The organism is Dictyobacter alpinus (assembly GCF_003967575.1).
GTDB classification, from domain to species: domain Bacteria; phylum Chloroflexota; class Ktedonobacteria; order Ktedonobacterales; family Ktedonobacteraceae; genus Dictyobacter; species Dictyobacter alpinus.
Genome location: NZ_BIFT01000001.1, coordinates 1,427,068 through 1,441,998 on the forward strand (window position 1 = coordinate 1,427,068; position 14,931 = coordinate 1,441,998).

Annotated in this window: 11 protein-coding genes; 3 read left to right on the forward strand and 8 right to left on the reverse strand. The window is 50.8% G+C overall.

Annotated elements, in window-relative coordinates:
- Positions 1-36 precede the first annotated feature (36 nt).
- Positions 37-1,101, reverse strand: coding sequence for a lipid II:glycine glycyltransferase FemX (locus EL633_RS05580; RefSeq protein WP_126626236.1), 1,065 nt, complete (start codon positions 1,099-1,101; stop codon positions 37-39).
- A gap of 272 nt (positions 1,102-1,373) precedes the next feature.
- Here EL633_RS05580 and EL633_RS05585 point away from each other — a divergent pair, with 272 nt between their 5' ends.
- Positions 1,374-1,805, forward strand: coding sequence for a potassium channel family protein (locus EL633_RS05585; protein WP_126626237.1), 432 nt, complete (start codon positions 1,374-1,376; stop codon positions 1,803-1,805).
- 108 nt (positions 1,806-1,913) lie between these two features.
- Complete coding sequence (locus EL633_RS05590) at positions 1,914-2,573, forward strand: potassium channel family protein (protein WP_126626238.1); 660 nt, start codon at positions 1,914-1,916, stop codon at positions 2,571-2,573.
- A gap of 69 nt (positions 2,574-2,642) precedes the next feature.
- On the opposite strand, the gene EL633_RS05595 is transcribed toward EL633_RS05590, so the two are convergent.
- From EL633_RS05595 to EL633_RS05620, 6 genes are all read right to left on the reverse strand, one after another.
- Positions 2,643-3,863, reverse strand: a complete 1,221-nt coding sequence (locus EL633_RS05595) for an AI-2E family transporter (RefSeq protein WP_126626239.1) — start codon at positions 3,861-3,863, stop codon at positions 2,643-2,645.
- A 307-nt stretch (positions 3,864-4,170) separates the two neighbouring features.
- Positions 4,171-4,482 (reverse strand): hypothetical protein, encoded by a 312-nt coding sequence (locus EL633_RS05600; RefSeq protein ID WP_126626240.1) that lies wholly within the window; start codon positions 4,480-4,482, stop codon positions 4,171-4,173.
- A 998-nt stretch (positions 4,483-5,480) separates the two neighbouring features.
- On the reverse strand, positions 5,481-6,269 hold the full coding sequence (locus EL633_RS05605) for a hypothetical protein (RefSeq protein WP_126626241.1): 789 nt from the start codon (positions 6,267-6,269) through the stop codon (positions 5,481-5,483).
- Between the two features lie 137 nt (positions 6,270-6,406).
- Positions 6,407-6,781: an IS66 family transposase gene (locus tag EL633_RS38085; RefSeq protein WP_126626242.1), complete on the reverse strand. Its 375-nt coding sequence runs from the start codon at positions 6,779-6,781 to the stop codon at positions 6,407-6,409.
- On the reverse strand, positions 6,702-7,847 hold the full coding sequence (tnpC, locus tag EL633_RS05615; RefSeq protein ID WP_126626243.1) for an IS66 family transposase: 1,146 nt from the start codon (positions 7,845-7,847) through the stop codon (positions 6,702-6,704). The genes EL633_RS38085 and tnpC overlap by 80 nt, the downstream gene beginning before the upstream one ends.
- Before the next feature lie 182 nt (positions 7,848-8,029).
- Positions 8,030-10,015: a DUF790 family protein gene (locus tag EL633_RS05620; protein ID WP_126626244.1), complete on the reverse strand. Its 1,986-nt coding sequence runs from the start codon at positions 10,013-10,015 to the stop codon at positions 8,030-8,032.
- An 811-nt stretch (positions 10,016-10,826) separates the two neighbouring features.
- On the opposite strand from EL633_RS05620, the gene EL633_RS05625 reads away from it, so the two are divergent.
- Positions 10,827-13,463 (forward strand): protein kinase domain-containing protein, encoded by a 2,637-nt coding sequence (locus tag EL633_RS05625; RefSeq protein WP_126626245.1) that lies wholly within the window; start codon positions 10,827-10,829, stop codon positions 13,461-13,463.
- A 90-nt stretch (positions 13,464-13,553) separates the two neighbouring features.
- Here EL633_RS05625 and EL633_RS05630 read toward each other — a convergent pair whose 3' ends face one another.
- Positions 13,554-14,567 carry an endonuclease/exonuclease/phosphatase family protein gene (locus EL633_RS05630; RefSeq protein ID WP_126626246.1) on the reverse strand — a complete coding sequence of 338 codons (1,014 nt, stop codon included), beginning with the start codon at positions 14,565-14,567 and terminating at the stop codon, positions 13,554-13,556.
- Positions 14,568-14,931 lie beyond the last annotated feature (364 nt).

A 14,931-nucleotide genomic window follows, 5' to 3' on the forward strand; every position in this document is an offset into this window, starting at 1 on the left:
GGGGAATGTGTGTGGTAGTTGGTGCTGCTGGGACGTTTAGAAGAAACGACGTGCCACTCGCATTAAGAGGGGTCTATAGGTATGTTCATAGCCGCCAGCATAGTGTACGACACGTCCACCCCAGCCGCGCTTGAAACGATAGACGCCGGCCATCGCTTCATCCTCGGCATCAGTAGCTGGAATACCCCAGAAATCGTACAGCCGCGCTCCACGCTGTTTGGCCCAACGGATAGCTTCCCATTGCAAGACGTAATTGGGCATCAATTGCCGCTGCGCATTACTAGAGGCTCCATAAAGATAAATAGCCTGACCCGCTAGCACAACCACCACGATGCCAGCCAGCAACTGACCATCATACTCGGCCAGCAAGAGACGCAGGCGATCATCCGGCGCAAACACCTTCCATGCCTGCTGATAATAGGTCAGGCTATGAATGCCAAACTGATCACGCTCACCCGTCGTCTGCAATAGCGCATACCATGCCTCCACATCCGCCGGCGAGCTCGCCACGCGAATCTGGACACCTTTGCGCAGGCCCAGGCGGACATTGTAGCGCCACTTCTCCTTCATCTGGGCCAGCAAACGCTCCTCATTAGCCTCCAGGTCCAGCACAATCGTGCGCTGAGGCTGCACCGTCGGCACCAGGCCCGCACGACGTGCAGCGGCAAAACGCGCCAGCAGTTCGCCCTCAGGAGATTCCTGATCCACATCTGGCTCCCAACGTAAAGCGATGGCTCCACGCCGGCGCAAATAACGGTCCAGCTGCGTAAAAAATTGCTCACACAAGCCTGGCTGCAACCAATCCAGCACAGGGCCACGCGGAACATACGCCAGGTGACCCAGGGCCAGCGGAACATGGGGGGCCGTCTTGCGTAAAACTTGAGCGGCCGCCACAATCTTACCGTCCACATACAAAGCCAGCCTCAAAGGAGACCAGCCAGCCGTAGCCTTCAGCTCCCCCCAATCCCAGCTCTGGAGAAAATGACCATAGCGGTGGCCCGCCACAAAAGTATCCCACTCCTCACGCTGATCCACAGGTACAGCCCGTAAAACAGACTGTAAACTATCTGGTGTCGCGTGCGGTTTAGCATCTGTTACCATAAAATCGACTCGACTCTTTCTTCATAGTATATCTATTGTAGTACGAACATCTATACAGACTCTAGCAAAGATCAGCTAAACAGAGAGACAACGCTATTATTATGCCTTGAATAAGGCTAACACAACATCTCCCTACACGCAAAAAAAGTCCCTCAAAATAGTGAGGCCGATCATGGCTAGCCGCGCTCACTCGATTGATTAGCATGCTATAATGTTCGAGTTACAACCTAACTATCCTGAGAACCGGTCCTTTGACCGATAGGAGGCTATCCGTGAAAGTAGTGATCCTGGGTTGTGGCCGTGTTGGAGCAACACTTGCCGCACAAATGGATAATGCAGGACATACAGTAACTGTCATTGACAGTAGTAGCGACGCTTTTCAGCGCCTTCCCCCAAAATTCTCGGGGGAGAAAATTGTTGGTAATGGCGTAGACGAAGAGGTCCTGCGACGCGCAGGCTTAGAGGATGCAGATGCCTTTGCCGCCGTCACCAATGGTGATAATCGCAATATTATGGCCAGTCAGATCGCCAAAGAGATATTCAATACAAAAAAAGTTGTTTGCCGCATTTACGATCCTCTACGAGAACAGACGTTTAAAGGTCTTGGACTTGAGACAATCTGCCCCACCACCATCATCTCAGGTATGGTCGCCGATGCACTCACTGGCAACGTTTCAACAACACCCACTACAAAAACAAAGTGAGATTTGATTATCTATGATAACGTCCCATTACATCTTATAAGACAGATGTAATGGTGCGTGATATATTTTCCCATCCATACAATAAGAGTGTAGGAGAGAGGCACACACATGTATATTATTGTCGGGGGCGGTGGCGATGTCGGCTACTACCTCACACGGTATCTGCTCCAACAAGGTCATGAGATTTTGCTGCTAGAGAAAGAGAATGGACGCTTTCAGACGCTGTCAGAAGAATTGGGCCAGTCAGTCTTGAAAGGTGATGCCTGTGAAGCCAGGACCATGGAAGAGGCGGGGGCACGTCGCGCCGACGCAGTAATCGCGGTAACCGGTGAGGATGAAGATAATCTGGTCATCTGCCAGATGGCGAAAGAACGTTTCAGCGTTGCCCGCACGATCGCACGTCTGAATAATCCCAAACATGAAGATCTCTTTCAACGTTTAGGCATTGATGTTACTGTCAGCCCCACCAAGGCGATTCTCTCCTTGATTGAATCCGAGCTCCCAGGCCAGCGCTTTGTGCTGTTAATGAACCTTAAGCGCGCGGGACTCGAAATCATTCAGATTGTGGTACCATCATTGTCACCGGTCGTGGGTAAACAGCTGAATCAGATCAATCTTCCCCGCCGTAGTAATCTGGCCTTGATTATTCGTGGTGGTGAGCCTGTGATCCCGAATGCCGATGTGACACTTGAAGCCAATGATGAGATTTATGCCCTGGTCAATCGTGAAGGCGAAGAAGAACTGCGCCGTACCTTTGGCAACGCATAGAGCTTTATCAACACGGTAGGAGCAGATGACCAGGGTCATTTGCTCCCAGCGGCGAAATAGCAGCCAAACTTAGCCCATTGGCTCATCGTCTAAACGCTCATCCACACTTACACGCGAGCGCAATTCATCCTTGGTATGCTCGTTTATTCCTCCCGCTAATATCGCATTCGGACGCCGTATTGTCCAGGGCGCCCGCTTATTACGCGATAGGATCTGGTCGGCACTTTCACCTCGCGCCGAACGATAGATGCTGGCCACAACAACCCAGGCTGCCGCGACAATCGGCGTAGCAATCAAGGCCCCAAAGACACCAAACAACTTGGCACCCACCAGTAGCGAGAGAATCGCCGCCACAGGGTGGAGTCCCACCGCCTGTCCCACAATACGCGGACCCAGGATATTGCTCTCTAAAGCCTGCATAATGATAAATAAGACCACAATAATTAAGGTTCGTCGCACCAGATCTGGATCGCCCAGCAGCAGCGAGAGCAGGATTGGCGTGATAGATGCCAGGGCAGGACCAACCATGGGTATGGTCTCAAAGAGAAAGGCCAGCACGCCACAGATCAAGGCATAACTGCCCAGCCCCGAAACCAGACAGATCACGCTGGTACCAACTCCGATGATCAGGGCCAGCGTCAATTGGCCGCGAATATAATTTCCCACCACCCGGCTCAGCGCATCCTCAAACAACAACACATTTGGGAGCCAGGACTTCGGCGAGAGGCTCACCAGACTATCACGAATACGCTTCCCGTCCAATGTCAGATAGAAACTCAGGACAGTTACCAGCAGGATATTTAGAAAGACGCTGACACCATTGGTCACAAGCGCAATGACATTTCCTGGTATCGATGAAGCAAAGTCATACACCTGACCCTGCACCTGCCCGATCGCAGCCTGGATCTGCGTTTGAGATACCCCCACCTTTTCTAACGCCTGGATGGAACTTCTGAAGGTATCAGGCAACGAAAACGCAAAATTTGAGATGGTCGCAGAAAAAGTGTTAACTTGCTCCACCAGCGAAAAAACTAGCTGGTAAGCTATAGCGATAATAGCGCCAAACACCACAATATAAGTAATCGCGGCCGCAACCACACGCGGCACGCCATATTTACTAATGAAGTTGACAAGAGGTGTCAGCAGAAACGCGACAGCCATAGATAATAAAAGAACAACAATCGCCTCTACAAACTGGCCCAACAGACTCCAGGTGGCCCAGAATATGATTCCCAGGCCAACGATGCTTAAGACGATGTCACGCGTCCGCTGCCAATTGATATGATCCATATGATTTTAGTCCTTATAAGAGCTGAATAAATTATATTTGTCAGAGCCAAACCATCATTGGCCTGGGAATCAACCACTGGGTAAGATAATGTTTGCTTCCTATGAAATCCATGCCCCATTATCGTTTTTTTCGCGCCTTTGGCGCTCTAATGGTTTTACGTGTGGTGTCAAATGTTGCGCGATGCGCAACATTTGACACCACACGTAAAAAAAGGGTGGGCCCTAAAGGGCCCGAGTGCGGCTAGCTGCACGCTCCACAATGAGAGTGAGAAACAAACACTAAGTAAGGAATACCATAAAAAATTGCTTATTGTCCGTATACAATAGTACTAGTGGTCTGACCCAGTTCGGATGCAAAGCGGGGATGCAAGGGGCGGCGAGCCCTTGACTGGGGGATCGAGGGCTGTGCCCCCACCATCCCTCTCCTCTCGCCCGCGTAACAGGCACCAACCCATAAAGCGGGGATGCAAGGGGCGGCGAGCCCCTTGACTGGGGGATCGGGGGCTGTGCCCCCACCATCCCTCTCCTCCCGCCCGCGTAACAGGCACCGACCCATAAAGCGGGGATGCAAGGGGCGGCGAGCCCCTTGACTGGGGGATCGGGGGCTGTGCCCCACCATCCCTCTCCTCCCGCCCGCGTAGCGGGCGAACTGCCCGCGAACAAACTTAAATAAAGTACTAAGATGAAATCATACTCATAAAAATGCAAGGAAATATTACCAGATATTCATCTTAAAGTGGGGATACATTTATTAATACGAATGAGAAGAGGAACATACCAAATAGCACACCATAAAGATACAAAAACAGCCAGAAAGTATGGTTGTGTTGCCAAATGACCCCCATTCGAGAAACAATGTAGAGCAGAGACCTATTTCTGGGAACATATGTATATGTTGAAACTTTATTTATTTATATGTCGTCATTTCCTTAGGAGCGTACAACGCACATTGCTCAGCTAACAAAAGGGATAGCTCTACAGAAAAAGGTTCACATGAGCCTGGTAAGCTTTTCCGCAGGTCGCGGAATGTCCTTACTATTTCGCTTTTATCCACTTACAGGAGCGGATAAAGCACGCCCAAATAGTGGGAGCATTGTACAGTAAATACGTCATAACATTACTTTTGTTGTTTATTACAAATTGGTAATCATAACCTTGCTTCACCAGGAAGCAACTTGAAAGAGGATGTGCCCGTGGGTATACAAGTGGCAATCACGCCTACTGAATTTTTACTATCTGTTCTCCTTGTTTTTCTAATGGGATGGATGATCGTTTTCGCATACCTTGCACTAAGACGAGCTCCAGAGCCAGTAGCGGAGGCAAGAATCTCACCTGTAGTACCGCAGCAAAAATCAACCCCAGCCATGAACAAAGCAGTACCAACACAGCTCCCTAAAGTAAGGTCAATGGAGGCAATCCATGCTGAGTTGTCCGCGAAAGAAGCGGTTCTGGAGCAGTCCGTCAGATAATACGCTGTATATAAACACAAAAGATGGCACCAACCTTACATCCACGCGTTGGATAGGTTGGTGCCAGTTGTGTAACCGAGAGAGTAAAAAGAAGGGTCAGGAAGCTGCCACGCAGCATGTAGGAAGGATATTTTTTTACGTTTGGGAATTAGAACTGTACATGTTCTCCTGGATGAGGAGTGCGAAATTGGCCAGCGTCATTGATATAAGCGAAATGACTATCCTGCACATTCACGATCATATCTACCTTACCATCATGGTTGACATCTTTAAAGGTCAGCGTCACAGGCGCAAGGTCTTGATCGGTCCCCACTAGATCAGGTCCTAGATATACTCTGGATTTGGCGGCATCTCCGCCTTGTAACTCGATTACCTGAATATGACGATTAAGGTTTAAAGCAATAAAATGACTGGGATTGGTGGCTGAGTCACTATGGCCCACGACTTGATCCATTTGAAACGTTCTGGGACGACCATAATGCCAATCGTCCTCTACACCCTGCCACCAGTGAGCAACCCCACTGACAAGCATCCACCCCAACAACATACTGATCGCGGCCAGACCTACATAGACAGTCCAGTGTAGCCGTGTATAGCCGGATGTGCGCTGCGGCCGCTGATGACGCTGCGGCACAACATCCTCGGTATCGATCCGCTGTCGATTAACCGGAGGTTGGGTAGCGGTACGCCGCTGAGGGACCGCATGTTTTCCTGTTAAGCGCGAGGAACCAGGCTCAGTGTAAGCAGACCATTGTTCATCAGCATGGGGACGTCCAGTCTCCATTTGTACGTCGCTAGTGTAGCGCCTTATGCTACTACTCGCTAAACGGGATGTCGGCCAGATATCATCATATTCCTCATCAAAAATATCAGGGATGGCCGGTCCCTGTTGGGGTGGCACGCGTCTGGTTGTACGAACATACGAATTCTGCTCCACATTGCTACCGTCCTCTCTATAAGATTTTTACCGGGACAGGAACTTTTGTTCTAACCTCTTTCATAGTACCTGAAACAACCAAACCTGTCAACAACTTTTGGAACAAAATTACTATACCATAAAAAATCCGTAACTACTCAGATGGGGGTGGAGAAAACGGGCAAGAGAGGATGACCCTGAAGCGTTTGCTCTAAGGCAGCCAGCAAGGGCAACCCCTGCTTACGCAAGGTCGAGAGGTAACTGCGGATGCGGCAAAACAGCACGATACCTTTCTCGTGGCGAAAGCCGCCAGAGATTTTTTGTTGCACTTTGAGCATGCGCAGATCCCGCTCGGCCTGGTTGTTGTCAAAGGGCACGGCAAAATCGTGCAGGAAGCGCAGTATTTGCTCGCGATAAGTGTACAACCGTGATAAGAGCTTGCGGGCAGGGTGTTCACGATTGCACCCCGGTCCTCGGGGGCCGATGGGGGCTGGCCGGAACCAGCAAGAGTCCGTCAGTGACCAGCATGTCATACTGGAAGCGCAGGCGGGCCAAGAGCGAAACGTCCAAACTCGTCTGGCCCACCTCACGAGCGTGCTGCACTAGCCGTTTGCCTGCCAGCAACAGATCCTTCATTTTTCGTGCCCAAGGATGTTGATACTGCTCCTCGATAAAGGTGAGCTCGCGCAAGTAATGGGCGTTGCAAGCCGCATGAGTGAAGCCGTACTTCTGGTAGGAGAGCAACCCATCGTGCACACTGGTTCCCGTAAACTGTGGGGCAATGCCGATGGCATCCATCGCTTCTTGCCCACGTTTGCGATGCGCTCCGTAATGGGTCAGGGTTGCGGTGCTGCACACATGCACCCAATGTGGCTTGCCACCAACATACAAGCTCGTCTCATCTTGATGGATCACCGGCTGTTGCACCAGAGCCGTCTTGAGGTGCTCTTCCACCAGTTCTAACGGGGCGGCGGTCCGTTGGATCAGGCTTTGGATGGTTGCTTCACTGAGGCTGACCCCCAGCAGATCCTCCAACAGCTCACTTGCTCGAGCCAGAGGCAAGAGTTGATACTGCACCAGATAGACCGCCAGGGCACCAATGCTGCTGCCATAACTGACTGGGCCACGCACCAGCTCGGGAAAGCAGGCTCGTGTCACACACCAACACGAGGGGCACGTTTTTTCTTGCACCCGATGTTCTCGGATATGCAGCCGCTTCCTGGGCAGCTCCACCACTTGCCTCCGTTCGCCAAGAGAGGCGTTCATACCCTCAAGATCGTTCCCACACCACTCACAGCGTGTCACTTCATGCACCAGGATTTCGTCGGGCTCGGCCACCATCTGCAGATGCCGGCCCTGGTGTCCTGGTTGCCCTCCTGGCTTCTTGCCACTCTTTTGTCGCAGGCTCTTAGGTGGCTGTCTTTGGAAGCGATTGGAGGAGGGAGGCAGTCCACTGTTATGGCTATCCTTGGCCAGTTGATCGCGCAACTGCTGCACCTGCTCTTGCAAGATGCTCACCAGGTCCTCTAAGGCGCTGACCTGCTGTCGCAGCACTGCGTTTTCTGCTCTAAGGTGCTCCAACTCTTCTTCTGATTTCATGTTCTTAGTCTACCTTTTCTCCTCCTCTTTCCGCAACTGCATAGCCTATCTGAGTAGTTACAAAAATCCAGATGTAAACACGTACGGTAAAAACCGGAAAAGCCGTTTACTTGCCGAGGCTAAGGGCAGGTGGGAGGCGGGATGGGAGTATAAAAAAACGTCGGGGATGGCTCCGTCGAGCGTCATCCCCATAGATCTCCTTGTACTACTTTGGGTATAGGACTGGTACGTTTTTTGGTTGGCGAGCGGCGCTCACGTACTACTTTTTGTGGTTCCTGTTCTAATTCCGTTGCTTCTACCTGCACCGGCGGCAGAGTTGACGCATGCTGTGGGGTCAGCAATTCAATGGTCACCTCAAAGATCGAGGCCCGCTGGACAGTCACATCGGGCCAGAGACCAACCAGCGTTTCCAGTGTCGCATCTTCACAGGACTGCAAATCGGGATACAAGCGGCGCAATTCTTGCAGGGCTTCTGACCAGGCAGCGCGCTGATCACCTTTTTGTTCTAACCAGTTCTGGAAAGCCTGCCGCATCTGTTCTAACCAGTGCGCATGATACAAACCCAGTCCGGGAACAAACGCAATGGCGGTCGAACTATCAGCACACACACGTCCGGCGGCTTGCTGCAGCTCAGAACGACGATAACAATTCAGCAACGCATAGCACTGGCGCTCTGCCACAAATCCCTGCTGCTCAACCTGTTCACGAATGGACTGGAGGTTTAAGTGGGCCAGACGTTCTGAGAAATCATCATAGCGCTGTTGCAATACCTGCAAAACATCCATCACCGAAAGCTGACCTTGATAATAGACCACCGGAAAATCTGCTGCGATAGCGCTAAAGGCCTCTTTTGCTTCCATTGGAATGGCCAGTACCAGATCCTTACGGCCACGCAAATAATGTAATTTCTGAATCTTACGCTCACGATACGCAGGCGTCCAGAATCCCAGAATCTCAAAGTAGATGCGACGCTTGCCACGAATAAGAGCAAAATCCGGTAGAAAGATGCCTTTATCTAACAACAATGGTTCCTGCTCGCGCTCCAGTTGCCAGCCGTCAACACCCTGATTTCTGGCCAGTGAGAAAAATGCCTCTGAAAAGTGCTGCTCAATACTACTATCAAACAGCAACGAAGTATCAGCCGGGGTTAAGCCCTGTTGCGCCTCACTCAAGGCCGGCAAAAGTTGTAGTACCCTGGCATCCATGGCAAAAGTATAGGCGCGTTGCAAGAAATGGACCCGTGCCTCAGCCTCGACGATGCCAGCGGTTAACTGTGGTTTCTTCTGACCTGTCTTCTGACCATAACCCAATAAAAACCGACACAGGCGCGCCAGCCGTAAACCATATTGCTGTGGCGCACCAGTTACATCCTGTGGACCATAGAGGGTCAGATGCAACAAAGGTGGCACAGATTGTCCACTGGACGCTGAAGCAGATTCCTGCTCATACTCTAAATCGTAATACACACCCAGACGACGCGCCAGAAAGCACAGGCGTTTGATGACTGCCCCAATGCCAGCTACGGGCGTTTGAGGGGCTGTCTGGATGCTCTCAGAGCGACTGAAGGCCATATAATCTATCACGAAGTGTACACTTGAAGCATTGAAAAGGGCCGCCTCAAACGCCCATTGATTATAGAGGGTCGCGACCTCCTGAACGGTGGGAGGAGTGGCCGCCTCCCGCGTCAATAGCGCCTCATCCTCATTATCCAGCACCAGGAGATAATCCAGGTCGCGGGCCGCTACACCATAGCGCACCGCGAATTCTTGCAACACCTGTTCGCGTTGTTGGGTGCCCAAAAAGCCATGATGGTGCTCATTGACATAGCTATAGAGAGCCAGGCGCAGATGGGTCGCAGATGCCAACTGTAGCAGTTCGTCATTTCCACCCAGTGCAGCTACCACTTCGCCCCAGTCACGTTGTCGCCAGCTATACCAATTACTTAAGGTTGCCAGCAAACAAATAGCCATCCGGTATTCACCAACATACGCCCGCGCCTCATCCAGCGCAAACATGCGTTGAGGCTGGGTAAGCAAGCGCTCATGATAAGCAATCAAACGAGCAATCTCCTCATCAAGCTCACCACCGCGCAAGAAGTGCAGTGAGACTCCCAGACTGCCCCCACGTCGCTGCACCGATTTCTTGACATCTTGTAAACTAAAACGCACACATAGCTCCTCCCTAAAAACGACATCCTGCAATCCCTATTATAGCGGTGCTGTCACCGCCATAGACAACCTGGCCGGTGGCTAAAACAACACGTTCCAAAACAGCTCCACAAAAACGGAAATCAGCCAGGCAGCATATGTTCTGGCATGGTTCAAATCAAGGTAACAGATGAAGGAGGGAGACAGAATCAATCTCAGAAATAAACAACGTGGCGAGGTGACGGCGATCATGATCGTCGACAGGAACCTTGACGTGGGGCGAGGTGACGGCCCACGGCCGCAAGGGGATTGCCCTACATCTGTCTTTTTTCTTGTTAAGTTGCATAAAGATGAAGAGAACCTTTATACCATAAACCTACGATAAAATGACCTGGAAATGATTATTGTAGGGCAATCCCCTTGCGGCCGTGGGCCGTCACCTCCCTCCATGTGAAGGTTCCTGAGCATGACCACGTTGGGTCTGAAAGGTTGCTACATGAGATGTATTGGGCCTCGCGTGTGGCGCTCACTCCACGTACACGACTCCACACCATAGAGTCAGGCTCCCCCTAACCGAAAAGTATTGGGCGCAAGACCTGCTCTTTTGCTCTGCCTACTACCTATCAATGCCAACACGTAGTATAGTAGTAGCGGTACATACAGATAAGAAAACAGGATCTGTCCAGTACTTAATTTTTAGCGACAGGGATCAAGCGGCGTGTGTAGGATAGATATCCTAAACAATTGAGTGTCGGCTTTAACTCTGTTATGGTAGCAATGGGATAGTACAGACTTGGCCGATAAAAAATTTGTCGGTGAACAGGAGGAGGCCATGAGCACATCTCCACGCCGCATTGGACAGTATGAGCTCTTACAGCAAATTGGCAATGGACATGTAGGAGAAGTTTGGAAAGCACATGATCTGGCCCAACGTCGCGATGTTGCGGTTAAAATATTACATAATGACTTACAAGCGGATCCGAATTTCTTGAATCGTCTGACCAATGGTGGCAAGGCCATAACAAACCTGCGCCATGACAATCTGGTCAGCGTCTATGATGCTAGAGTTTCACGTCCCAATGAGGCCCGTGAGACAACGACCTTCATTGTAATGGATTACATTGAAGGATACACAATTAGCGATTATTTGAAAGCAACAGCCCAGCGCGGTATCTTTCCAGCAACCACAGATATCGTGTATCTTTTCTCTTGCCTGGGAGCCGTGGTGGATTATATCCATCAGCAAGGGATCGCCCATGGCGATATCAAGCCCAGCAATATTCTGCTCAATAAACAGCAGCGCACGCGCTTTAACGCCGGTGAGCCCATGCTCACTGATGTAGGCATCACCCAGATTGCCGGCAATGATAGCTATCTTGGAGCTCCTCATTATTTATCTCCTGAGCAGGCTCAAGGTCAGTCGGCGAAAAAAGAGAGTGATATTTACGCTCTGGGCATTATTCTCTATGAACTATGTACCGGGGCTACTCCATTCCGTGGTGATAATTCGTTTGCGGTTATATCACAACATATCAATACATTACCCACACCGCCGACACTACTGAATGCCAATATTCCCCCTGACCTGGCCCAGGTCATCTTACGAGCACTATCAAAGGATCCCGGAGCACGTTTTAGTGAAGGGGCCCAATTTGCCTATGCCATTGCGGAAGCCTGTTCGGTACAACCAACCCATCCAGCGGTGCGACAGATCGCCACGCGGAGCCAGCAAGCACAGACATCATCCAATCCAGCTCAGAACAACCAGCAATCTATCCTGGGCGTTTCTCAGCCGCTAACACCAGCATCACCGGTGTTTATGCGGCCATTAATTGACATGGCAACGCGCCAACAATCGCAGGCTGGACAGGAGCAGCCGATCTCGCTCAATGCCAATCCTAATGTCTCGGCTGCCGCCGTCTTTCCAAACTCGGGTCCATTATCCTCGGTTACCATCCAAAAGAACCCAGGTCCAGCCTCGCTACCATCCACAGCACCGGCAAGTGGCTTTCCACAGTCCGGGCCGGCATCAGTACCACCATCTGGAGCAACCTCGGGACCGTTGTCTGGCGCATCTGGCAAACAATTCCAGCTTCGGCAGACATCCCTCACGCGTATACCTGTGGTAGGACCAGACAAACCCGGATTGCAATTTTCGCTACCATCAACACCATCCAGTCCGGACTTATCCGCAACGCAGCAGAGTCAGGTCAGACCCGATTACGTTCAGGCTGAACCAGTCAGGCCATATCCACAACAACCAGATCCTGCGGCATATAGGGCATATCAACAACAGGCCGCTCCACAGATACCACAAACGCCACCGCCTTTAGCGGTCCCACCTCCGACCAGGCCAGCGGTCTATAAAAACAAATATTTTATACTCATTGCAGCTCTCGTGCTCATAGCAGTTATAGCTGCCAGTATAGGTCTCAGCAATGCACTCAAACCAAATGATAAGGCCGGACAGCCAGCTCCAGCCGTAACCACAAAAAACCCGCTACCCACGCCCCAGGGACCGGGCATCGTCTTCTTTCAAGATGATGCTCTTGGCCGTAACGATCAGCTACGTATTACCATGAAGGATATTCCTGATCCTGCTCAAGGAAAAGTCTATTATGCCTGGCTACAGACAAATACACAAAAATTTGTGCCCCTGGGCGCAATGCAAGCTCAAAATAAACAGATAGATTTTATGTATGCTGGAGACGCCAACCATACTAATTTGATTAACTATACCAGCGGTATCCAGATCACCCTTGAAGACACTGGTAACAATCCAACGACGCCCGGCAAAAAAGTTGTCTATCGGGCAGCCTTTGCGCAAGCCACACTGCCTGAAATCCAAAATATTCTTGACTCCACACCAGGACTTCCAAAGGGGCAGTCGGCAGTCAGCAATATGTTTGAAACCATCAAATCCTTGAATGATAAGGCCGCCAGTATTGTCGATTCATTGGATCAAACCAAGGATTATGGACTGGTCAAGCGTCAGGCTACACGTATCATCGAGCTGATCGATGGCTCTAATTATGCGCGAAGCAGTGGAGACCTGCCAAATACTCTTCCTGGCCAGATCAAAACACCCATTGGCCTGCTCTCGTCACCCAATCAACCAGGCTATATAGATATTCTGGACAAACATCTGGATGCGTTGAAGGCCAACGCAGGCAACAATGCGAATCTGCAGATGCGTATCCAGAATGCGAAAGCTGGCCTGACCGACCTACGCCAGTGGCTACAAAAGATGCGCGACAATGATGTCCAGCTCCTTAAAGCCACCAACCTGACCGATGCGAAAAATCATGCAGCCGCGCTACAACTAAAGCAGCTGGCTGACTATTCCTACAAGGGACGCACCATCCCACCAGATACCTCGCCAAAATCCACACCAGGCTCGGCTGGTGCAAGCCAGACCTATGTAGAGACACAATACATGGCCGCCCTGGATTTAACCGCTGTCAAATAGAGGTATTAGTGACATAGACAAAAGCGTGGCCCGCGTAAAGAATTTTTTTTATGCGGGCCGCGCTTTTATGTGCTTACATCATGTTCTGAGTTATGGGCGTGAAACGGCATTATCAACGGGAGGGGTTGGTGGAACCTGCGAGATAACACCGGCCCCAAACTCGGCGGTCAAGGCCAGATGGTCGCTCGCGTGATCCCCGGGAAAACCATCTTCGCCACTGACTAACACGCGACACGTAGATAAGCGTTTAGCCATGACTGAATCGGCAAAGATATAGTCGATCCGACCAGCCGGAGCCCCGGCGGGACAGGTGAAGCCCTGTTCGAGAGGATGTAGATAGCGGAAACAGTCGGTGTATTCTTCATTGAGGAGCTGGATACAGCCGCGCGGCGCGTAGAAGTAGGCCGCCAGATCAAACAGCTTACAGAGGAGATCGCTCTGGGCTACAAAGCGTAATACAGGATTCAAGACACGTAGTTTTCGTGGCACGACCGAGTTGAGATGGGGATGGCCATCATTGAGGGTAATATTCTTACGCCGCGTATCCAGCCGCACCACATAGCGTAGCAACGCGCTGGCCGTAAAAGCATCCTTCGGGGCCAAAGAGTTAAAGTCACCCATCAGCATATGTGGCTTCCCCTCGGCACGCAACGGAGCCATAATACGCAGAATCTCCTGCATCTCACGCATCCGAATATGACCACCGGCCCGACGCCGATTAAAGGACGCAGATAGATGGATGACAAAGATTGTCAGCTGCTGGCCATCTTTCTCCTCTACACATACTTCCAGGAGAGGACGCGCCAGAATACCGGGACGAGCATGATTACGGACGGAAACTACAGGCAAACTCGTCATCAACGCCGTCTGGTAATCCCGGCTACTCCCTGTTTCACCACCCTTAATCAACTGCATACCCAACTCATCGGCCAGTTCTTGTACTACCATCGAACCGCCCATCTGAGGGTTAATCCCCTCAGCTATAGCCACCACCTCAGGATTAGCCGAGCGAATGATCTTTAATAGTTGCTCGGTTCTTTTCGCACCATTTTCTCTTAGACTATAGCCTCCAGCGAGGATATTATATGAAACGACACGCGTCATGTATTTTGATCCTTTTATGATAAATAGTATTGCTATGCTTTTTTCATCTAAGAATGTCGCAGTCGAACATTCATGCCAGCCCACAACGTACGGCAACTCAGCCTTAATCTTTCTTTACCGATCAGCATACAACATCGGACAATGAAAGAGCACGCCACAGGGCGATTATAGATTGTTTCTACGCAGGCATTGCCTGTTTTACTATAGCAAATACCCTAAAAAAAGCAAAAGGTAGAGGTTCCTTTAGCTACAGAAGTACCAGACTAATCTAAGAGGAGAACAATATATACATATATACTCATGGAGACAGAAGAAATCTGATGTGGACCCTCTGCATAAAGAGGGTCCACATCAGATCAAGTAC